The sequence below is a fragment of the Peptoclostridium acidaminophilum DSM 3953 genome, assembly GCF_000597865.1.
In the GTDB taxonomy this organism is placed as follows: domain Bacteria; phylum Bacillota; class Clostridia; order Peptostreptococcales; family Peptostreptococcaceae; genus Peptoclostridium_A; species Peptoclostridium_A acidaminophilum.
Genome location: NZ_CP007452.1, coordinates 2025206 through 2047697, shown reverse-complemented (window position 1 = coordinate 2047697; position 22492 = coordinate 2025206). Strand labels below are relative to the sequence as shown.

The window sequence follows — 22492 nt, the reverse complement described above, 5'->3', positions numbered from 1 at the left end:
TGTAGGGCTGGGGAACTATACATTCTGCACCGCTCTGCGCATAAAATAATAATATATCTTTAAAATTAAAGAAAAATCCGAAACAGCCGATAAACCATATGCGGACATCTAACCTGTCCGATTGAGCCAAATATAAAGGATTACACATATAAATCGACAAAGGACTGGTGATCAAAGACATGACAAATGCAAGATGGAGAGCTTCAAAGCTTGTGCGAAGGCTTACAGCCATATTATTATCACTGCTCATGGCGCTTGGAAGCATGCCATGGAGCGAAATGGAGAGGGCGTACGCATACGACAAGAGTAAATATTCCGTTGACAGCGTGCTTATTACAAAGGTCCACGAGGGGGGACTCTACAAGGTCACAAAAACAAAGATAACAATTATGGGCTCGTATTTGAAGGACATAACAGTAAAATCAATAACCTCCCAGGGCGCCGATGTCTATTCAAGGGCCCAGATAAACGAGGAGGAGATAGTGCAGTTTGAAATACCAGGAAGCATAGGCAGCAGCATAATAGTGGGCGATTGCCAAATATCCATAGACCAGGAAGGTCTGCCGGCCATGTCGGGCATGCTTGACAGAATAATAGTGACAGGGTCTGAGGGCATATCAATAACGGGAACGGGCCTGGACAAGGTGGGCACAACATATAACGGAGCCAGCATAAGCGGAGCCTTCGAGGACAAGTCCGGGGCAGTGGCCCAGACGCCGCTTCCAGTCAGCGCAAAGACCGAGGGGAGCCTCTCTACAAATCCGATCAACGGAAATTTAGGCCTTCAGAACATAGTATTCAAGAAGGAATACACACAGCAGGTGGATTTTGAATCGGGCACAAGCCAGGTGAAAACAACAATACAAAACACATACAACGACCAGTTCAGGCTCACAAAGAAGATGGACGTCAAGGACGCGGCCATGAATCCAAACAGGGGCCAGTTCGGCGACGAGATAATAATAACAGCCAGCTCGGGGCTTGATGTCAACAACGTGGATGTATTCCTGTTAAAGAGCATTACGGACAAGTACACAAACGACAGCAAGTGCCCATTCCTAGGCTCAAATCCGGATGCCGACAGAAAGCAGATGCTTACAGTCAAGGTTCCCAAGGATAAAAAGGGAGTAATAGAAAACGGGGAGTACTACGTAGTCATAACAAACAAGATTCCAGATGGGGCTGATCCGGACAAGTCGGTGGACGAGCAGTTCGAGTTCGGTGAAGACCAGAAATTCACCATAATAGACGCAAGCCAGAAAATGAAGATATACCAGCCCCTCAGCCCGGAATCGGGTCCTGACACGGGCTCTAGAACTGAAATATCGGGAGTTTACATAGGCTCCCTCAACATAGGCTTTACACCCGACACTCCGGGCCATATGAGTGTCGATGCCAAGGACAGCGGCGAGGTTCTAACCGTAGACTACGGCACGGGCAAGTACAAGGGGGAAGCCGTAAGCGTAAAAAAAGAAGTGAAAGTTCTAATCGGAGGCCTTGCAAAATTCGCAAAGAAAGCCGATTCCAGCGATTATGACTTCAGCTTCAACAGCTCTATGGACAAGGTCAAGGTCATAACCCAGCAGGTTACAGATGCTGAGGAGAGTCCCCACAAGGACGTTGTAATAGAAACCAGGACGATAATAACTAAGCTGCCTGTTGAAGACTCGGAGAATCCCAACGTGACAATAATAAAGGACAGGGCGGAGCTCAAGGGCGGCTACACCTTCGAACCAAGCACAATAACCCCATCCAATCTGGGAATGACGCCTCCCAAGATTCATGTGGAAAGCGACGGAAGCGGAGGCTATGTCACAACAAAGGACATACTGATTTCAATAACCGGCCGCAACTTCATTGTACACAGGTATACGGACGCCAGCGACAAGCAGGTGAAGGTAAAGTATCCCATAGTGGAGCTTGGAAGCGAGCTAAGGCTAAGCAAGAACACCTACGTGGGAGCTGAGAGCGACGTTGACCCGCAGAGGCTTGAGCTGAAGGTGCTTGACAAGAATGACAACGAAATTGACGGCAGCACGCCTGGCCAGACTGGAGACAGGATAGTGGCTGTAATCCCATCAGGCACAAGGCTCTCAAGGCTTGTGCTTGGAAAGGCGGACCTTGTAGTGATAAACCCCATGAGGGACGACTCCAGCGTAGAGGGCAAGCGAGGAGTTCTCCCCTACGGAATAGAGTTTGTCAGCCCGCCGTCGGCAAAGGTTCCAATAATTGAAAGCGTGACGCCTGATTCTGTAATGAAGGAGGGGGGCGAAACTGTAACTGTAACAGGCTCAAACTTCCAGGACGGGCTCAGGGTGTACATAGACGGCAAGGAGATAAAGACATTTGAAAGGCGCCAGGACGGCACCAGCATAATCTTCAAGGCGCCCCAGGGCAGGGAGGGGCTGACACAGCTCCAGATAATGAACGCCGAAGGCGGGGTCGACACCGCAGAGTTCAGGTTCGTGAAGACATACACCAATCCAAAGATAGCCTCCTTTTCACCTGGAATGGGCAGCGGGGACGACGAGCAGCGGGGAATAGAGCCTACCCTTGTTGTGATAAGCGGCCAGAACTTCCTACTGCCCGACTCCAGCGGAAGCAGGGAATACATACACAAGCTAATCGGCGCCAGAGTGCTGCTTGGCGGCAAGGATATCAACAGCTACAACAGGGACTCAAAGGGCAAGATAATACTAAGTCCCTTCGCTGCCCCCGAGGGAGAATACGTAATAGGGCTTGACGCTTCAGGCAAGCGCCCGGTTCTGGCTGACTACTACCACAGCGTGGTACTCGAAAACGAGGATGCAGAAAATGAGTTCATGGTGCTCAGTGTCAATGAAAAAGGGGAAATTTCATTGTCGGGTCCGAGAAAGAGCTTCGACATCATAGCCTCGGGGGCCGAAATAAAGGCTGTAGACAGGGACGGCAACGAATACACCCTTTCATACCCCGGAAGTGACAAGGTCGAGCTCAGCTGCAGCGGCAGGGAGACTTTAAAGCTTAAAATGATGACGCCCTTCGCAATCGGAGCGGACGGCAGGATATACGGCGACAGAGTCAGAGTAAAGGACATGAACACAATATACTTTTGGGTTCCGGGCAAGTCCCATCCGGACTTTAGGGACCTTCCAAGCAACTACTACGACATTAGCGTAATAAACCCGGACACTAAAAAGGACACAAAATCAGGGCAGAGCGGATTCTACCTGATAACTACTCCGAACCATGAGCAGAACCCTTCCGTGGAGGAGGGCGGTTTGCAGCCAAGCTTCGGACTCATAGCCGGGGGCTACACGGTAAAAATAACTGGCAAGGGCTTCACCCCGCAAACCAGGGTGTTCGTAGACGGCGCAGAAGCCAGGGTGAGCAGCGTCAACAACGGCGGCACGCAAATGGAGATAATAGTCCCGCCCTACGGGAAAAAGCAGGGCGACATGACGAGCCAGAAGGCAAAGGTTCCGGTTGTAATACTGAACCCGGGGGGCGCCAGCTGGTCGAGCAGTATTGACAGCGAATACTTTACATACTACGCTCCATTTTCAACGCCTGTAATAAGCAACCTTCAGCCCGCAGCCGAGGGCACCACACTGGGCGGGGACACTGTCAGAATAGACGTAAGCGACATAAGAACCAGCCAGGACGAGCAGGGCAACAGGATTCTGCCCAAGGTTTACTTTGGAAGTAAAGAGGTGCAGCTCCAGGAAGATAACATATTCAACGGCTACATAAAGCTGAAGACTCCCCCCAACCCGGCGGGAACCGTGGACGTAATATTCGTCAACCAGGGCGAGAACAGCTACGGAATGTCAAATAAGCTCAAATTCACATACAGGATATCGCCTACTTCAATAAGGACTGTGCTGCCGGCAGTTGGCGACAAGGCCGGCAACGAATCTGTAGAGCTCATAGGAACAGGCTTTGGAGAGACGCAGATAAGCTTGGCCGCAAGCCTTGTCCAGGGAGACAGCCCGGCAGCCTTTGAAAGGATGACGATGCCCCTTGTGAGATTCGGCGACGTGTCAAATAAAGGCAGGGCGGGCACAGGGGAGATTGAAAACGCCAAGGCCTTTGTGGAACTGGAAGGGGGTCTTTCGGCGGAATACAGCGAGTCCCAAGCCTTGGTCAGGCTTAGCATAAAAACTATAGACGCCGAGTATTCCGGAACCGTAGACGGCTACAGCGGCGAAACCATATTTGTGCCCGCCGGGCTGCTAAAAGACGCCACCGGAGAGGGCTACTTCGGCAAGGAGCTTATAAGGGTCGAGGTTCTAAGCGACAGGCTGATTGTGGAAAGGGGCTATGCTCCTTATGCAAGACTTGTGAACTCGGAATTCATAGAGCTTACAACTCCCTCTTACTTTAGCGCCGTAAAAATCCCGGTAAGGGTCAGCGTGACTGTGATGAATCCCGACGGAGGAACAGCTAAGTCGGAGTTCGAGTACAGGAACCCGGACAGCAAGCCGGCTATAGAAACCATACTCAAGGATTCAAGGGACCCCGAGCAGGTTACCCACAGCTTTTCGGGAATACCAAAGGACATAAGGCTTGTGAAGCTTTCAATAGCCGGCGGCAACACTATAGCCATAAAGGGAAGCGACTTCAGGGAGGGCGCAAGCGTCCAGATAGCAGACCTTCCGGCCATAAAGGCCGAGCAGCTTAGGGATCAAAGCCCAGAGCTCATAGTGTTCGACATGCCCGCGGTGCCTCAAAGCTACATAGGCAGGCTGTGCAAGGTTAAGGTCATAAACGCCGACGGAGGCATAGCATCCTCGGACAGCTCCCAGCCGCCAATATATATACAGTTCATAGGCGGCGACAGCGTGCCCCGCTTGGACGCCATAACGCCAAATATAGGCTCCAGCAGTGGTGGCGACTGGGTTACAATAACGGGCGACGATTTCAGGGACGGGCTCATAGTAATGTTTGGGGGAACGCAGGCTGCGGAAGTCACAAGGGTTGACTACAAGACCATAAAGGTTAAGACGCCTGCTCACGTTCCGGGAAAAGCGGATGTCAAGGTTGAAAACAGCGACGGAGAGATAGCGGTGCTCAGAAACGGCTTCACATTCGTCAGCGGCCCCGCCATAGACTGCGTGCTCAAATCATCCGACATGAAGACGTCAATGGATTCGCTCTCGGCTTACGGCGGAGAGAGCATAGCCGTAAAGGGCAAAGGCTTCATGCAGGGCGCAAGGGTGGTTTTCATGCCCGAGCTCACAGACTCGCAAACGCCAGCGCTCTACATAGGCTCCAAGGGCTACGTGATAAAAGCGGGAGCCGACGCTAAGGCTGTGGAGTGGAAGGATGAAAACACCCTCATAGTCACAACGCCCGAAGGCGTAATGGGCAAGCAGGGAATGATAGTCATAAACCCTGACGGAGGAGCTACGGCTGTATACAGAATCTCCTACGGCCTTCCGAATGTGGATGCGCCATCGGATGTAGAAGCCGAAATAATATACGACCGTTACATCTCTGTAAAATGGAGCGCAGTGGAGGGAGCCAAGGGCTACGACGTATACGCAATAGAAGGGGGCAGGGAGTACCTTGTCCATTCCACATCGAATACAAGCTTCATATACCAGGACGTCAAGTCAAACACAAGCTACAGGTTCAAGATAAAGGCTTTGGGAGCCGTGTCATCCTCCAAGGCCTCCAGGGAAAGCGACAGGGTCGCAACCGGCAAAAATGCCGGCTACGAGGACTCTGACTCTGGGCTTGGGGAAAAGACACAAATGTCGATTGCTGGCTCTGCGGCATGCATCACGATGGGCGAAGAGGACGCCGACAGACCGCTGAATATAGATCTGACATCAGGCAGGCTCTCCGGCGCGGAGTCAGCGGTCATAAGCATGAGCTCCCAGGTTATAAGAGACTCCGGCGCCGCCGACATAAGCGTAATCGGCAGGGACTTCACGCTGACTTTCAACCCGAACGCCTTTGACGTTTCGGGAATAGACAGCTCAAGTGGCTCGGGAGTAAGAATTGAGATAGCAAAGGCAAAAGTGCCTTCTGGAAGCCAGGACGGCTCAGTGTCAGCTGAATACACAATAAAGGCCTACGCCTACAGCAAAAGCGGGCAAAAGCAGCTCTACTACATGGCTGAGCCTGCAAGGCTGGAGCTGGGCATAGACAGCGCAAAGCTGAGCATGAGAAGATACAAAAGCGCCGGGCTGAGCCTCTACGACGAGACGCAGCGCGTTTGGAAGAGCGTCGAAGGCGGAGCATCGCATTTTGACTCCGTGTCGGGAAGGATAAGCGGCCTTGGAAGCTACAGAGCCACAGGCACAAGATAAAAGGAGGAGCTGGCTTGAAGGAAAAAATATCAAGAATAATAAAAAGCGCAGGAGCTCTGCTGCTGGCAGCCGCATTTGCAGCGGCGCCGGCCCCGCAGGGCGCCAGCGCCCAGGAGCTTTTCCCCAGGGGAAGCACAGAGGGCTACCTGATTGAAATATCGGGCACATCAATAATAATGGAGGACTACGACGGTGACTTGCACACTCTAATATCAGACGCGGAGACAGAGCTTTCAATGGACATGGAGACGGTATACAGCCTGGATGAGTTCAAAAGCGGCATGGAGGTGTACATAGAGTACTCGAGAGGCAAAGTCGAGTACATGGACGGCTACTCAACTTCCGCGTTCGCCCACATAGACCCCCAGACAAAGGCAAGAACAGGCGCCGTGGTATCAACAGGTGGCGGCAGGCTCTCTGTAAGGGACACAAGGGGCAAGGTAACCGAGTATTCATATTCGCCCGCCACCGTTTCGACAAGATCCGGTGTCAGCATCAGGCCGGAGACCATAATCCAAGGGGACCGGGTGAAGCTGTTTTTCGACAGCTACGACTCGACGGAGGCCAGCAGGATAGAGGTGCAGGGAAGATCAGTGCTCCTAAAGGGGATATACAGAGGAGTAATAGGCACTGCCGACAGATATGACGACAAGATAGGCTTTCAAAGGCTCGAGGTTCTTCGAAATGGAAAGTGGGAGAGCGCGGGCAGCGCAAGCATGAAGCTCTCAGCCGACGGCAAGGCATACCTTGGAGGCATGGAGCTTTCAAGAGACAACATAGCCTACTGCAAGGGCAGGACTGCCTACATGGCCGTGGGAAGCTTCTTTGGAGCCGACTCCATAGAAAAGCTGGTCATAAAGGACAGCTTCGAGAGGCTCTACTCGGAAAGGGTGGACGAGCTCAGCCCCTTCAGCTCACAGATGGAGCTTTCAAACAAGAGGAACGTGGCGCTCACACAAGGGAGCATAGTAGTAAGGGGCGGAAGGCTTGTTGACACATCCTCTGTCCAGGAGGGACAAAGCGCCCTTGTAGTATCCGACGCGTCCCCATCCGGCGAGGCGGCCAGCGTAGTCATGATAACAGGCGAGGCTGCAGACCCGGCGGCAGCGGAGGGCAGTTTCCTATACAGCGCAAGGCTGGAGGAGATACTGCCTTACCAGCTTAAGACAAAGAGGCTCTACGCCCTTGAAAACCACCAGTGGGAGAGCATGAGCTCCGAGGAGTTCACATTCGACGAGGACACGTACATATACGACGGAGAAAAGGGCGAGAAGCTTGACGCCGCAAGATTCGCATCGGGCGAGTACTCGGATTCCAGGGACGCGTATATATATGCTAAGGGCGATCGGGCATCCCTGGTGCTGCTTATAAAGAACGACGATTCTACAAGGGCGGAGCGAGTTACAAGCGCCACAGCCCAGGGGGCGTCCTACGACGCCAACATAGGCTGGATTCTTGCAGCCAGCGACGCCAGCGACTACAGCGCCAGGAAGGACGAGTGGATAGACAAGAGTGCGGACATTACCCTTGTGCTTGACGGAGCCCTAATTGTAAAGGACGGAGGGGTAATAAGGCCCCAGGACGTGAAGGCCGGAGACAGTCTGTATGTTGTAAGGGATGATAACGTAGCTAAGGTTGTATTCGTAAAAGATTAGAAGTAAGGAGACAAAATTCATGAAAAAACTGATTGCGGGATTCCTCGCAGCAATCCTCACCGCCTCAAGCGCAGTATATGCCGAGCCGCCCGAATTCTCCGGGGGCGTTGGCAACGAATACGAATACGAGGAGGTCGTGTTCATAAGCGGCAAGCCCATAAAGTTCACAGGAGAGATGGCCGTTTCAGAAAGCGAGAAGGAGACAGAGAAGAAGACCTCCTACAAATTCAAGCTTACACCTGCGGACAAGTCGATAGACGGCTCCCTCACAAGGAGCATAACACTTGTGACTACATACAAGACCTGGGACGGCAAGGGCCAGACCAGCGCCGACACGACAGTGGACAAGTACAGCGAGAAGATAGAGCTAGGCAAGGACAAGTACGAGCTGAAGGACTTCCAGTTCTCCAAATCAGACCTGATAGACAATAGGCCCGTTTCCGACTTCTACTCTGGAAACCTCAAGGGCAGGAAATACTATACGATAAACAAGGACCAGGGAACAGTGACGGTGGACATATCCGGGGCGGACACCGGCTATAGGAACTTCTGGGGAGATACGGGTACAAACATAATAGACATGGGCTTCGACTACGACAGGAAAATCGAGGCGGATGACGGCGTTGACGGCCAGGACCTGCAATGGAGGGGGACTGCAAGGATAGTAACCTCGGACAGCATGATGAAGACTCTGCGATACTCTCCAAACGACGCAACCTTATCGAGCTTTAGCGGCGGCAACATGAGGATAACTAGCAGGGAGATGACATCAAGGTACACATATGAGCTGCCTGAGCTGGAGGAGGGCTCCGGCGGCATAGACCAGGGAGACGGAAAGTTCATGGTTCCCGAAGACGGCAGCGACAAGGGGACTATAGAGCTGTCAAGGAGCATGGTGCCGAGGCTGGAGCGGCTGGCCGTGCCAAAGTTCAGGGACCTTTCCGGCCACTGGGCCCAGACCCACATCGAAAAGCTCTACTCACTGGATGTGCTCGACGAGGGCGGGGACTTCTTCACTCCCGATGTGGCAATGACAAGGGCCGAGTACATAAAGGCCGTGATGAAGGCGTGCAACATAAGGCCTACCATGGAGGCCCAAAAGAGCGCCAGAGCGTCGAGAAGGGCACCCAAGGAGGAAAGCGTATTCGATGACGTGAGCATAAGCGATGAGGATTACGCCTACATAAAGGACGCCTACAACAAGGGCATAGTCAAGGGCTCTCAAAACGGCATGTTCCGCCCGGGTGCACCCCTTACAAGGGCTGAGGCCGTGACAATACTGGTAAGGGCTCTGGGCTTCGAGAGCAAGGCGCCGACGCCGGGCTTTGCCAGCGGTTTTACGGACGATCGGAGCATACAGCCATGGGCAAAGGCCAGCATATACGTTGCAAGGGAGACAGGCCTTGTCCAGGGCGACTCCCAGGGCAGGATAAATCCGGAGGCCGTAATGAAAAGATCAGAGGCCAGCGCCATGATAATAAGGCTTCTTGAGTTCATGCAAAGGGATCTCCAAAGGGACTACAGGGAGGACATTGTCAGCTTCAAATAATCATGCTGCGTATGTTGTATACAAAAACTCCGAGGGCGCGAGAAAATTTCGCGCCCTTGCATTCTGAATCAACGCTTTGAACCATATGAAAAAATGTTCGAAAAACAAAGCAAAAATGGTCTGAAATAATTGAAATATTAAATTAGTTAAAATTGTTTTATAAATATTGAAAAAAAATGGAACTGTGAGATTATATGGTATGAGCAAAAATGTGATGGAAGTGTGATGAAAGCACTTGAAAATGCTGAATTAAATCATATTTTAATTATCGCTTTAAACCGGTGGAAAATTCTACATAATGGAACAAAATTCAACGCAATGAATTATTATTGATTTTTGTACAAAAATTAACAAATCGGGATTGACCGCCATCATCCGGAGTGATATCATTGCTTCGTGAGTATGGGTTGATGGCATACGCAAATTACATCTAAACGCACTAGAAAAGGAGCCAAGAGAAGTGGAAGAAACAATCGATTTAAGAGAGTATTTTGAAATAGTCAAAAAAAACATGGGCATGATTGCCCTAATAACAATATTCGCGGTGGCTGTCAGCGGGGCAGTCAGCTTTTTTGTCCTGGACCCTGTGTACGAGACAAGTACAACCCTCATGGTCAACAAGGCCAAGGACGACACAAGCAGAACTGTTGAAACCCAGGACATAATGCTCAGCAGGCAGCTTGTGACTACATACGGCGAGATAGCAAAATCAAACGTGGTCCTAAGCAAGGTCATAAGGGACCTCAGGCTCGACATGGACACCAGGCAGCTCTCGGGCAAGATAACTGTAACGCCCGTTAAGGAAACTGAAATAATGAGAATAACAGTCTCTGACACCAGTCCAAAGCTGGCTTCAAGCATAGCCAACGCCACTGCCGGCATATTCATGGACGAGGTGGCCAGGATAATGAAGATAGACAACGTGCAGATAATTGACAAGGCCCAGGTTCCAAAGGATCCCGTAAAGCCAAGCAAGTTTCTCAACATAGCAATAGCAGGAGTCCTGGGAGTGATGGCGGGAGTTTTCATAGCCTTCCTTCGCGAGTATCTGGACAACACGCTAAAAACACCAGAAGACATAGAAAAGCACCTGGGAGTTCAGGTGGTAGGCATGATACCGATATTCGATCAGATAGAAAGCTAGGAGGAAGCGATGAAGGAGCTTATAGTATTAAACAAGCCGAAGTCTCCTGTTTCAGAAGCCTACAGGGGAGTAAGGACCAACATACAGTTTTCAAACGTAGACAAGAACATAAAGACAATACTGGTGACAAGCTCAAAGCAGGGCGAGGGCAAGACGACCACAGTGTCAAACATAGCAATAACAATGGCGGACCTTGGCAAGAAGACGGTTATAATAGACTGCGACCTTAGAAGGCCAAGGCTCCACAAGGCATTCGGCATGACTAACATAGGGGGAGTGACAGACATACTCCTCAACAGCGACTCCTACAAGGGCTACCTCAAAAGGACTGGAATTGAAAACCTTGAGATAATAACTGCCGGACAGATACCTTCCAACCCTTCGGAAATGCTATCTTCAAGGAGCATGGCCAGGCTCATAGAGCAGATAAGGGGCGACTACGACTACGTGTTCATAGACGCGTCTCCGGTAGCCGCGGTTACGGATGCAATAATACTATCTGCAATGGCCGACGGAGCCCTGCTAGTGTGCCACTCGGGCGGCGTTGAGGTGGAGCTGGCAAAGAGCGCCAAGCAATCCCTTGAAAAGGCCGGAGCCAACATAATAGGCGTCGTGCTAAACAAGATAAACATCGAAAAAAGAGGCTCATACTACGCCTACTACTACAACTACTACTCGGACGATGCATCGAGTGAAGGCAAAGGAAAGGGAGCAGCCGTAGGAAAAGAGCAGAGGAAAGCGGCCTGCGGCAATGATTGATATCCACTGCCACATACTCCCCGGCATCGATGACGGCTCAAGAAGCCTTCAGGAGTCGCTGGAGATGGCAAAAATCGCGGTTTCCGAGGGCATTGACACAATGATAAGCACGGCCCACTACCACACGGAGCTGGACTACGTAAAGGGCAATGAGCTTAAAGAGGCGGCAAGGAGCTTCAACAAGGAGCTGGAGAGGCAGGGGATAGACATGAAGGTCCTTGTTGGAAACGAGCTCTACTACAGCAGCGAACTTATGGCCAGAATCGACGAGCTGGACTTTTTCACACTTGCAGGCAGCCGCTACGTGCTAATAGAGTTCAGGCCCGACCAGCTTCCCTCCGACATGGGAGGCATAGCCTACGAGTTTGGGATAAGGGACCGCATTCCGATAATAGCCCACATCGAAAGATACTCCCAGGTGGCCGAAAGGCCGGACATGGTCAAGGAGCTCATAGAGGATGGCTACCTGATACAGGTCAACGCCAGAAGCCTGAGAAAATCAGGAGACAGGGTTGCCAAGACGGCCAGGGAGCTTCTTGAAAGGCGCATGGTCCACTTCGTGGCGACAGACTCCCACAGGAGCGACGTGAGGACGCCCAGGATAAAGGATGCATATTTGGAGGCGGTGCAGTTGCTGGGAGAGCAAACGGCGGACGTGATATTCAAGGAAAATCCAAGAAGGCTAATAAACAACGAAAGCATAGAGCCCTTCGAAATCATAGATATCCAAGGAAGCGGCAGAGGGTCCGTAATCGACATCATAAGAAAGCTTGTAAAAAAGCGTTAGGAGAAAAGACATGAACAGACTAAAGAAAAGACTAGTACCGGCAGCGCTAATAGCGGGACTCCTGTTTTCAACGCCCTGCGCAGGCGTATATGCGGCAGATGACCTTGACTTTAGCTATATGCTAAAGAAGGTGGCCGAAATCGACGACCCTGCAAAAAAGGAGCTTGGAGTAGAGCTGTTCAAGGAGTACATGGACAGGGAGAATCCAGACGTGGAAGGCCTCAAAAGGGCCCTCAACATAGCTACGGACTCAGGGACAAAGCAGCAGATTACTGATGCAGGCTACACGCTCAGCGAGGTGCTCTCAAAGCTGGACGTGCTTGAGGACATGAGCAAAGGCGAGATAGACACGCTGCTTGACGCTGTTGAAGCCAACGACTTCACGTCAGAGGAAATAAAGGAAATCGCAAACAAGTACGACGGCGTTGAGGAGCAAGCCGGCGGCTCAGGCGGCGGTGGAGGAGGCTCTACAGGAACTGCCCCACAGACTCCATCAGAGCAGGAAAAGACCGAAGCTCAAGAAAGCCTTGGCTTCAAGGACATACACGGACACTGGGCCAAGGAGACAATACTGGAGCTTTACGGCAAGGGCATAATAAAAGGCCAGTCCCAGGACAGCTTCAATCCCAACGGCAGCATAACCAGAGCCGAATTCACGGCCCTGATAGTAAGAGCCCTTGGAATACAGGGAGTGGGAGGCATTGAGTTCGAAGATGTAAATGATTCGGACTGGTTCTACGGCGTAGTGGCCTCGGCCAAATCCGCGGGCATAATAAACGGCATCAGCCAGAGCAGCTTCGCCCCAAATGATAACGTAACCCGGGAGCAGATGGTCAAGATAATAATGGGCGCCCTGGAGTACAAGGGCAAGCAGCTGCAGCCGGCCAAGGACATGACGTCATACACAGACGGCTCCAGCGTATCAGAATGGGCTAAGGATTCCATGGGCAAGGCCCTTTCAAACGGCGTCATAAATGGCCAGAGCGAGAAGACCATAGCCCCAAGGGCCATGGCCACAAGAGCAGAAGCGGCAGCGGTAATAAAGAGAGTCATGGACATCGACTAGATGCCACGACCTCTATACAATAATCAAATTCCATACAAAATACAAAACATAATAAGGGGGAAAGATTAATTATGAGAAAGCTAGTAGCATTTTTACTCATAATCGCCATGAGCTGTGCTTATATTCCGGCGTACTCGGGCGCTTATGCGGCAGACTACTCTCCTCAGGTGAGCCAGCTAAAGGACAAGCTCGAGAGCCTGGACTCGGGGGAGCTTGTGGATCTGCTTGTAATGCTGGAGGGCATGGTTTCAAGCGACTACACTGAAGAAATAGTAGCGGCCCTTGAGCAGCTTGACCAAGGAGCTCTAGAGGAGCTTGAAGAAAACGGCTTCATAGTAATGAGCGGCGGCGACGTAACAAACCACAGCGGCATAGCCAACGTGCTTGACGCAGTTACTGACGTAATAGAGGGCAACTACGGCGGCAGCAGCCTCTACGACCTGCTAGGCGACATTGAAAACGCCGACAGCGAAGCCGAAATAGAATCGGTAAAGCAGGACGTGCTTGACGCATACGAATACATAATGGATTCTCTTCCAACTGAAGTGGTGGACTACGACTTCTCGAACTACGGAGAGACGCTAAGGGACAAGGCCCAGGTGCTGCTTGAAATGGCAAAGCTTGTCTATACTGACGGCGACACATGCGTTAGGGCTGACGGAAATGGCGGATTGGAGATCTTCCTGCCAGAGAGCTACATAGAAAGTGCCAACGACGCGCTTTTTGAGCTTGCAACAGACAAGGGCAAGGCCATGGAGCTGGGCTCTGACCACGAGCAGGCGATAGGCGTATTCCTGAGCGTAATGTCTCAGAAGATAAACGAGACAATAGAGGGCTCAGAGAGCATGACGCTGACAGACGTGCTTACAATAGCCCAGAAGCTGGGAGTGCTTGAAGGGGAAATACCTCAGGATCCACCTGTTGAAGAAGATACGGTAGCTCCAACAGGTGTGACGGTGACTCTGGACTCAAAGACTACAACTACTGTTAAGCTGAATCTTTCAGCTCAGGATGAGTCGGGAATTGCCAAGTACCACGTCTACAGAGATGGAGCCAAGGTTAATGAGACTGCATCTAGCACATGGACAGACACGGGACTTGCAGCAAGCACTACATACACATACAAGATAACGGCTGAAGACACAAAGGGCAACCTGTCCGGCTTCAGCAGTGAGCTTTCAGTAAAGACTGACGCTGAACCTGCCGCAGGCGGCGGTGGCGGTGGCGGTGGAGGCGGCGGTGGCGACATACCGCCTGAGACTCCAGGAACAGGCGATACAGACACCAACACTACGGAAGACAGGGTAGAGGTTTCAACCGACGTGCCTGAGGAAGCCGTGAATATAGAAACTAACGGCAACAACGCCAATGTGAGCGTGGACGCAGACGAGATTGGCAAGCAGGTTGAAAACCTCATAGCGGCTCTTGAGGACGCGGTGGCAGAGGAAGGCCAGGAGAAGGTAGGCCAGATAGTAATAGACATCGGGGATATCAAGCAGGACAATGTGCAGCTTAGCATACCTGTAGAGGACCTCAAAAAGGTAGAAGGGGCCAGCGCCGAAGTGGTAGTCAAGATGGGGGACGTGCAGGTAAGCCTCCCGCTTGAGAACATAATATCACAGGGCGAAGCTACAACAGGCATAACGCTTGAAATCAAGACAGTCAACGAATTCGGCGAAATGCAAAAGAAAATGCAGGACAAGACAAATGAGTCAGTAGAAAAAATAAACGTGTTCAAGGTTGTAAGCTTCGAGCTTTACAAGACGACTCAAGAGGGCGACAAGGAAAAGGCCGACTCAAGCTTCAAGAGCAGAGTCAGAGTGGAAATAGACATGGAAGGCCTGAATGTGGACGATGACAAGACAGTGCTTGTAAATGTCAAGGACGACGGCAGCTTCGAAGTTGTGGGCGGCAAGATTAAAAACAACAAGCTTTCCGCAAAGCTTAAGCACTTCAGCAGCTACGCAGTAGTTGAAAGAACTGTCGAGCTGCCTGACGCGGTTTCTCACTGGGCCAATAAGAACATAGCGTCAATGGCCAGCAAGGATGTTGTAAGAGGCTACGCCGACGGCACGTTCAAGCCTGAAAGCAGAGTTACGAGAGCCGAATTCGCAAAGCTTGTAGTTACGGCAATGGAGCTTGACACGGAGAGCTACGAAGGCGGATTTGACGATCTTGACGGCCACTGGGCTGCAGACTACGTACAGACAGCCAAGAGCAGCGGCATAATAAACGGCTACGCTGACGGCACGTTCAAGCCTGATGGTGAGATAACTAGAGCCGAAATGGCTGCAATGCTCTCAAGGGCTGTTGCAGGCAAGACAGGCAGCGTTGACCTTGCGCAGTTTGCAGACTCACACAAAATACCTGCATGGGCAAGCAAGGGCGTTCAAGGCGCCGTGGCTGCAGAGCTCATGAAAGGTGACACAAACGGAAAATTCAATCCAGAAAAACTAACGACTAGGGCTGAATCAGCTACTGTGGTATACAGGCTGTTCAACAAATAAAGTAAAGTAAGCCCGGCTTAGCCGCCGGGCTTTTTTTGGACAAAAAAAAGGGGGAAGGCGCTTGAAAAAGGGAACTATAGCAAAGGCAGCCGCAGTATTGTTCGTCATTGGCGCACTCTTCATGGCGTTTAGCGGTGCGCCGGCGGTCAAATTCATACGCTACGCGGGCGCCAGCCTTGCAAGCCAAAACCCCGAAGAGGACAAGCAGATAGAGGAGCTCCAGGAGCAGGTAGGCCAGGAGATGGACAAGGCAATAGAAGAGGAAATGAAGAAGCAGTCGGAAGAGAATGCCAAGCAGGAGACCGGCTCGGAAGCTCCAAAGACCCAAGCGGGAAGCAGTGAAAATCAGGCAAATACCGACAAATCACAATCGGCCCCTACAAAGGAAAGCATAGTCGCCAAATACAGGGGCAGGCTTGAGGCCCTAAGAGGAGCCTCCTACGGCCAGATCAACTCGCTACTTGGACAGGCCAAGGGCGAATACCTGTCGTATCCGGCAGAAGAGAGAGAAGAGGTCAAATACCAGATAGCTCTCAAATACATGAGGCTCGCAAGGGGCGCCGAAAGCGCCGTGGACGCCAGGTTCAACGCAATAGTCGGTGAGCTTGAAGCGGAGCTGAAAAGAAACGGCCACGCCACAGACGCAGTTGACAAGGCCAGAAGAGAGTACAAGACGGAAAAAAGGGAAAGAATGGAGTACTACATATCAAAGGCAATGTAACATTAATACGAAAACAATCGAAACGGGGTGAAGGGCTTGGCAGTGGAAAGCGCGTCAGTTTTTATACGCAAGAATCCGGTGTCCGTAAGGAAAACAATACTTTTTCTAATGGACGTGCTGCTTATAAACATTTCGGCGGCAGCGGCGCTTTTTATAAGATTCGATTTTGATTTATCACGCACTTATACATATATCACTCCTGAAAACGTCATAATATACACGGCAGTAGTCACAGCAACATTCTACATATTCAGCGCATACAAGAGTCTGTGGAGGTACGCCAGCATAGAGGAAATGATAGCTATGGTGGCGGCGTCCATAACGGCCATGACAATAATATACATAGCCTTCGACAGGCACATGCCGCGCATTCCGAACGGCTTTTACGTCATAAACGCACTGGGGCTGATGTTCTTTTCAGGGGGCGCCAGGTTCGCCTACAGGGCCATAAGGCGTATAAAGCAGAGGATATTCTTCAAGCACGCCAAGACAAGGGTGCTCATAGTGGGAGCCGGCAAGGCGGGTTTTATGGTCACAAGGGAGCTGTTCATGAACCCTGAGATGGACAAGCTGGCGGTGGGCATAATAGACGACGATCCGGAAAAGCACGGCAGGAGGATGCTCGGGGTGCCGGTTGTGGGCGGAAGGGACTACATAGCTCAGGCGGCAAAGAAGCTCCAGGTGGACGAGATATTGATAGCCATGCCTTCGGTATCAAAGCAGGAGCTGAGGAAGCTCATTGGCATATGCAAGGAGACAAGGTGCCGCCTCAAGACGCTGCCGGGAGTGTACGAGTTCATAGGCGGCAAGGTGGACATAAAGCAGATAAAGGACGTGGAGATAGAGGACCTTCTGGGAAGGGACCCTGTCAAGGTGGACATAGAGAAGATGGCGGGCTACCTAATGGGCAAGACGGTGCTGGTAACCGGCGGCGGAGGCTCAATAGGCTCCGAGCTTTGCAGGCAGATAGCCCCATTTGGACCTAAGCGTCTCGTAATATTGGACATATACGAAAACAACGCCTACGAGATACAGCAGGAGCTCCAGCGGCAGTACGGCGATAGATTGAACCTTGAAACCATAATAGCTTCAGTCAGGGACGAAAAGAGGATAAGAAACATATTTGCCGAGTACAGACCGGAGGTGGTGTTCCACGCTGCAGCCCACAAGCATGTGCCCCTGATGGAAAAAAGCCCTCTCGAGGCAATAAAAAACAACATATTCGGCACCTTCAACGTGGCAAGGGCTGCGGACGAGGGGGGAGCTGAAAAGTTCGTCCTGATATCCACGGACAAGGCGGTCAACCCCACTAACATAATGGGGGCCTCAAAGCGGGTGTGCGAGATGATAGTCCAGTCCATCGGCAGAAGGAGCGCCACGGAGTTCGTGGGAGTAAGGTTCGGAAACGTTCTGGGAAGCAACGGCAGCGTAATACCGCTCTTTAAAAAGCAGATAGCCGAGGGCGGCCCGGTTACTGTGACACATCCCGACATCATTAGATACTTCATGACCATACCCGAGGCCGTGCAGCTTGTAATACAGGCGGGGGCCATGGCAAAGGGCGGGGAGATATTCGTCCTGGACATGGGCGAGCCCGTAAGGATTGCCGACCTGGCAAGGGACCTTATAAGGCTTTCGGGCTTCGAGCCGGGGGTGGACATGCACATAGAGTACTCTGGCCTAAGGCCTGGTGAGAAGCTCTACGAGGAGCTCCTGATGGCGGAAGAGGGGCTGACGAGCACAACCCACGAGAAGATTTTCATAGGACAGCCTCTTGAGATGGACATCGAGAAGCTCACAAAGGACCTTGATGTGCTTAGGTCCATTTCGGAGAAAGAGGACACATCGGTGCTTGAGCTTGTTATGAAAAAGCTTGTGCCTACATACAGGAAAGAGACTAATGAGAAGGAAGAGAAGAAAGTGATTTAGGAGAAGGTAGAAAGGGGAAGGTGGAAAGGGGACGGTGGAAGGGTTTTGGTTTGAAGGTTTTCCTTTCCGCTTTCAACATTCAACATTCAACATTCAACTTTAATATGAAAGGAGGTACCTATGAGTTTAATCAACGCTATTAAGAATGGAGAAAGTAAAATTGTTGAGTTTAAAGAGAAACTTCCGGGCAGCGATGCTGTAGCGAAAACGGTTATTGCATTTTCCAACACTGGCGGCGGTAGATTAATCATAGGTGTCACCGATCAAGGCAAAATCATTGGGTTGGATAATAGCATTGATATTTTGGAACTCCGGGATAAAGTAGCATCGATTATCTATGATCGCTGTTATCCTAATGTGCTTCCGGACATTTATACGACTACCATTGATAATAAAGTGCTTTTAGTGATTGAAGTATATCGCGGCAATCTACTTCCATATTACCTCAAGAAAATCGGAAAAAATGAGGGTGTCTACATTCGGGTAGGTGCAACAAATCGTAAAGCGAGTGTTGACAATATTCTCGAACTTGAAAGGCAACGGATGAATCTCAGTTATGATCAGGAAGTAAATAGAGAGGTTCGATTTGAATATCTTGATATGGCTCCAATCATAAGTAGATTTGACAAATTAGACAAACCAGTAACTCAATCGGTAATGAAGAACCTTAAATTGATCCATGAAGAAAATGGCATCATCTATCCGACAAATGGACTCTTAATATTACTGGGTTACCTTGAACATGCCAAAATCAAATGCAGCAGATTCAAAGGGATGACCATGGATGTGTTTTTAGACAGTAAGGAATATAAAGGCGATTTATTTACGCAACTTGATCATGCAGAAAGTTTTATTAAGAACCATATCAAGCTTGGCAGTGAGATTAAAGGCTTGCAAAGAGAAGATCAATACGAAATTCCTATAGAAGCTATTAGAGAAAGCTTGGTGAATGCCGTTGTTCATCGCGATTATTCAAACGAAGGTCGGGATATCAAGGTTGGCATTTATGATGATATGATCAATATTGTGTCGCCTGGCGCTTTCCCTAGCACCATAACCCAAGAAGATATTCTTGAGGGAAGATCTGAAATACGGAACAAAGTGATTGCAAGGGTCTTTAAAGAGCTTAATTATATTGAGCAATGGGGAAGTGGTATTCGTAGAATAAAATCGAGCTGCAAAACTAGAGGCTTAAAAGAACCTGAAATTGTGGAAAAAGGCGATTTTGTTGATGTGAGTTTGTATAGAGAGATGGCAGAGACAAAACAAGTTCATAAAAAAGTCACTGAGTTAACAGAGCAAGAAAAAGCAATTATTGAGTATTTAAAACGTAAAGATAGTAGAATTACAACACAAGACGTAAAGTCTATTCTTGATATTGAAGATCGTCGCGCCAGAGGTATTCTCAAAGGTTTGGTTGACCGAGGACTCATTGAGAGAAAAGGCGGTGGACCCAGTACGTTTTATCAGATTAAACTATCAGGCAGTGCCGGATAGTGCCGGATAGTGCCGGATAGTGCCGGATGGTGGAAAGGAAAAAAGTTGGAAAGTAGAAGGTTGAAAGGGGAAAAAGGCAGTGGACAATCTATTAGTCTGGAAGAAGGCTCATGAATTGACTCTGAAAATATATGAGGCCACTAAGGATTTTCCAAGGGATGAATTGTTTGGTCTAACATCCCAAATGCGCAGAGCATCAACTTCTATACCTTGTAATATTGTTGAAGGAAAAGCAAGAGGTTCGAGTAAAGAGTTCAAGCGATTCCTATTGATTGCAAGAGGCTCTCTGGAGGAGTTGAAGTATCAGATTATGCTTTCAAAGGATCTGAATTACATAGATGAAGAGAAACATGATGTGCTACAAGAAAAAGCAAAAGAAGTAGGAAGATTATTAAATGGATTAATGGTATCGGTAGATAAAAGTGGAAAGTAGAAAAGTAGAAGGTGGAAGGGTTTTAGTTTGAAAGTTTTTCCTTTCTGCTTTCAACCTTCAACTTTCAACTATTTCTTGGATGGTAGTGCCGAGGTGACGATCAAACGGGGATTAGGAATTTTTTACATTTCAAAAAAGCGGGAAGAAAAGTTGGAAGGGGATTTGTTTAATGAAAATACCATTTTCGCCTCCTGATATTTCACAGGAAGAAATAGACGAGGTAGTAGATACATTAAAGTCTGGCTGGATTACAACAGGACCTAAGACAAAATTATTTGAAAAGAAGATTGCAGAGTATTGCAACACTTCAAAAGCAGCATGTCTTAATTCAGCAACAGCTTGCATGGAGATGACACTTAGACTTCTTGGCATTGGTGAGGGTGATGAAGTTATCACATGCGCATATACATATACTGCATCGGCAAGCGTAATTCATCACGTTGGGGCTAAGATAGTTCTTGTGGATTCTGGGAAGGATTCGTTTCATATAGACTATGCTGCGATTGCAGATGCAATTACTGAGAAGACTAAAGCTATTATACCAGTTGATATAGCGGGTGTTATGTGTGATTATGACAAGGTATTCGAGGCAGTAAATAGTAAGAAGGATTTGTTCCAGCCATCAAATGAAATTCAAAAGGCTATAGGCAGAGTTGTAGTTATAGCTGATGCAGCGCATTCTTTTGGGGCTTCATACAAAGGAAAGATGAGCGGAGAAGCAGCTGACTTTACAAGCTTCTCATTCCATGCAGTTAAGAACCTCACTACAGCAGAAGGTGGAGCTGTTACTTGGAGAGATATCGAAGGAATCGACAATGAAGACATCTACAAGCAGTTCATGCTTTTAACACTTCATGGGCAGTCGAAGGACGCTCTTGCTAAGACTAAACCAGGAGCATGGGAATATGACATTGTGTTACCTGCGTATAAATGCAACATGACTGATATTATGGCGTCTTTGGGCTTAGTTCAACTAAAGAGATATCCAGAGATATTAAAGCGAAGAAAAGAGATTATAGAGATGTATGATAAAGCTCTTGAAGATATAGGGGTTGAAGTGTTGAAGCATTACTCAGATGACTATGCTTCTAGCGGACACTTGTATTTGACAAGACTGACTGGTCAAGATGAGGATTTTAGAAATAGAGTGATTGAAAAAATGGCTGAAGCAGGCATAGCAACGAATGTTCATTACAAGCCTCTGCCGCTACACACAGCTTATAAGAAGTTAGGATTTGAGATGAAGGATTACCCAAATGCTTTTGATATGTATAGGAACGAGATAACTCTGCCGTTGCATACTCTTCTAACTAATGAAGAAGTGGATTATGTGGCAAGTGGAGAGAAAGAGATTCTTAGAGTTTTAAGAGAAGAAGAGAGCGTTAGATTGGAAGCAGCTGCTACTGTATAAGATGCAGAGTGAGTTTTTAATGGAGTGTATATGCCGCTGCTTTTAGATTGGAAACATGGTGAAATTGAGTTTAAGGTGAGTGAATTATAAAGGGAATATCTTATAGATATGGAGGCAGCGCAATTGTACAAAGGATATGTAAAAAGAATGTTCGATTTCGTATTTGCTTTGATATTAATGCCATTAATTCTTCCACTCATTGTGCTGTGTGGATTTCTAATAAAGCTGGAGGATAGAGGACCAGTATTTTACTTAGGAAAAAGATTAGGTAAAGACAAGAAAATATTCAAGATGTATAAATTAAGATCCATGAAGGTCAATGCTCCTGATATAAGGAATGAAGATGGCTCAACTTTTAATTCAGATAACGATTATAGATTGACAAGAATGGGCAAACTCGTAAGAAAGACAAGTCTTGACGAATTGCCTCAGCTTATAAATGTATTAATCGGAGATATGTCATTTATTGGGCCGAGGCCGGATCTGCCGGAACATATTAATTATTACGAAGGTGAAGAGATAAGAAAGCTTGAGGTACTACCAGGGATAAGTGGTTATAACCAAGCTTATTTTAGAAATTCTGCCGAATGGAAAGATCGACTGAAGAATGATGTATATTATGTGGACAATATTTCATTTTGGCTAGATGTGAAGATATTGTTTAAGACTATTGAAAGTATTGTCTTTAAAAAAGGAATTTATGTTACTTCTCAACAGTCAAATAAATAGAGGTGA

At 49.1% G+C, this 22492-nt stretch carries 14 protein-coding genes; all 14 read left to right on the top strand.

Annotated elements, in window-relative coordinates; genetic code table 11:
• Positions 1-179: 179 nt before the first annotated feature.
• The 14 genes from EAL2_RS10010 to EAL2_RS09945 all read left to right on the top strand — a co-directional run bounded on the left by EAL2_RS10010 (position 180) and on the right by EAL2_RS09945 (position 22486).
• On the top strand, positions 180-6299 hold the full coding sequence (locus tag EAL2_RS10010; protein ID WP_025436248.1) for an IPT/TIG domain-containing protein: 6120 nt from the start codon (positions 180-182) through the stop codon (positions 6297-6299).
• 14 nt (positions 6300-6313) lie between these two features.
• Positions 6314-7954 (top strand): hypothetical protein, encoded by a 1641-nt coding sequence (locus EAL2_RS10005; protein ID WP_025436247.1) that lies wholly within the window; start codon positions 6314-6316, stop codon positions 7952-7954.
• Between the two features lie 19 nt (positions 7955-7973).
• Complete coding sequence (locus tag EAL2_RS10000) at positions 7974-9503, top strand: S-layer homology domain-containing protein (RefSeq protein WP_025436246.1); 1530 nt, start codon at positions 7974-7976, stop codon at positions 9501-9503.
• A 460-nt stretch (positions 9504-9963) separates the two neighbouring features.
• Positions 9964-10647 carry a YveK family protein gene (locus EAL2_RS09995; protein ID WP_025436245.1) on the top strand — a complete coding sequence of 228 codons (684 nt, stop codon included), beginning with the start codon at positions 9964-9966 and terminating at the stop codon, positions 10645-10647.
• A gap of 9 nt (positions 10648-10656) precedes the next feature.
• Positions 10657-11406, top strand: a complete 750-nt coding sequence (locus EAL2_RS09990; RefSeq protein WP_025436244.1) for a CpsD/CapB family tyrosine-protein kinase — start codon at positions 10657-10659, stop codon at positions 11404-11406.
• Positions 11399-12193, top strand: coding sequence for a tyrosine-protein phosphatase (locus tag EAL2_RS09985; RefSeq protein WP_025436243.1), 795 nt, complete (start codon positions 11399-11401; stop codon positions 12191-12193). Before EAL2_RS09990 ends, EAL2_RS09985 begins: the two co-directional genes overlap by 8 nt.
• 10 nt (positions 12194-12203) lie before the next feature.
• Positions 12204-13259 carry an S-layer homology domain-containing protein gene (locus EAL2_RS14860; protein WP_051489153.1) on the top strand — a complete coding sequence of 352 codons (1056 nt, stop codon included), beginning with the start codon at positions 12204-12206 and terminating at the stop codon, positions 13257-13259.
• A 71-nt stretch (positions 13260-13330) separates the two neighbouring features.
• Complete coding sequence (locus EAL2_RS09975) at positions 13331-15766, top strand: S-layer homology domain-containing protein (protein WP_025436242.1); 2436 nt, start codon at positions 13331-13333, stop codon at positions 15764-15766.
• 61 nt (positions 15767-15827) lie between these two features.
• The gene (locus EAL2_RS09970; protein ID WP_025436241.1) at positions 15828-16487 is read left to right on the top strand and encodes a hypothetical protein; all 660 of its coding nucleotides are present in this window, start codon (positions 15828-15830) and stop codon (positions 16485-16487) included.
• 27 nt (positions 16488-16514) lie between these two features.
• The gene (locus EAL2_RS09965; protein WP_330375765.1) at positions 16515-18416 is read left to right on the top strand and encodes a nucleoside-diphosphate sugar epimerase/dehydratase; all 1902 of its coding nucleotides are present in this window, start codon (positions 16515-16517) and stop codon (positions 18414-18416) included.
• Positions 18417-18536: 120 nt separating this feature from the next.
• Positions 18537-19913, top strand: a complete 1377-nt coding sequence (locus tag EAL2_RS09960) for an ATP-binding protein (protein WP_025436239.1) — start codon at positions 18537-18539, stop codon at positions 19911-19913.
• Between the two features lie 79 nt (positions 19914-19992).
• Complete coding sequence (locus EAL2_RS09955; protein WP_025436238.1) at positions 19993-20346, top strand: four helix bundle protein; 354 nt, start codon at positions 19993-19995, stop codon at positions 20344-20346.
• A 169-nt stretch (positions 20347-20515) separates the two neighbouring features.
• Positions 20516-21757, top strand: a complete 1242-nt coding sequence (locus EAL2_RS09950; RefSeq protein WP_038602059.1) for a DegT/DnrJ/EryC1/StrS family aminotransferase — start codon at positions 20516-20518, stop codon at positions 21755-21757.
• A gap of 123 nt (positions 21758-21880) precedes the next feature.
• Positions 21881-22486: a sugar transferase gene (locus EAL2_RS09945; RefSeq protein ID WP_038602057.1), complete on the top strand. Its 606-nt coding sequence runs from the start codon at positions 21881-21883 to the stop codon at positions 22484-22486.
• Positions 22487-22492: the final 6 nt, after the last annotated feature.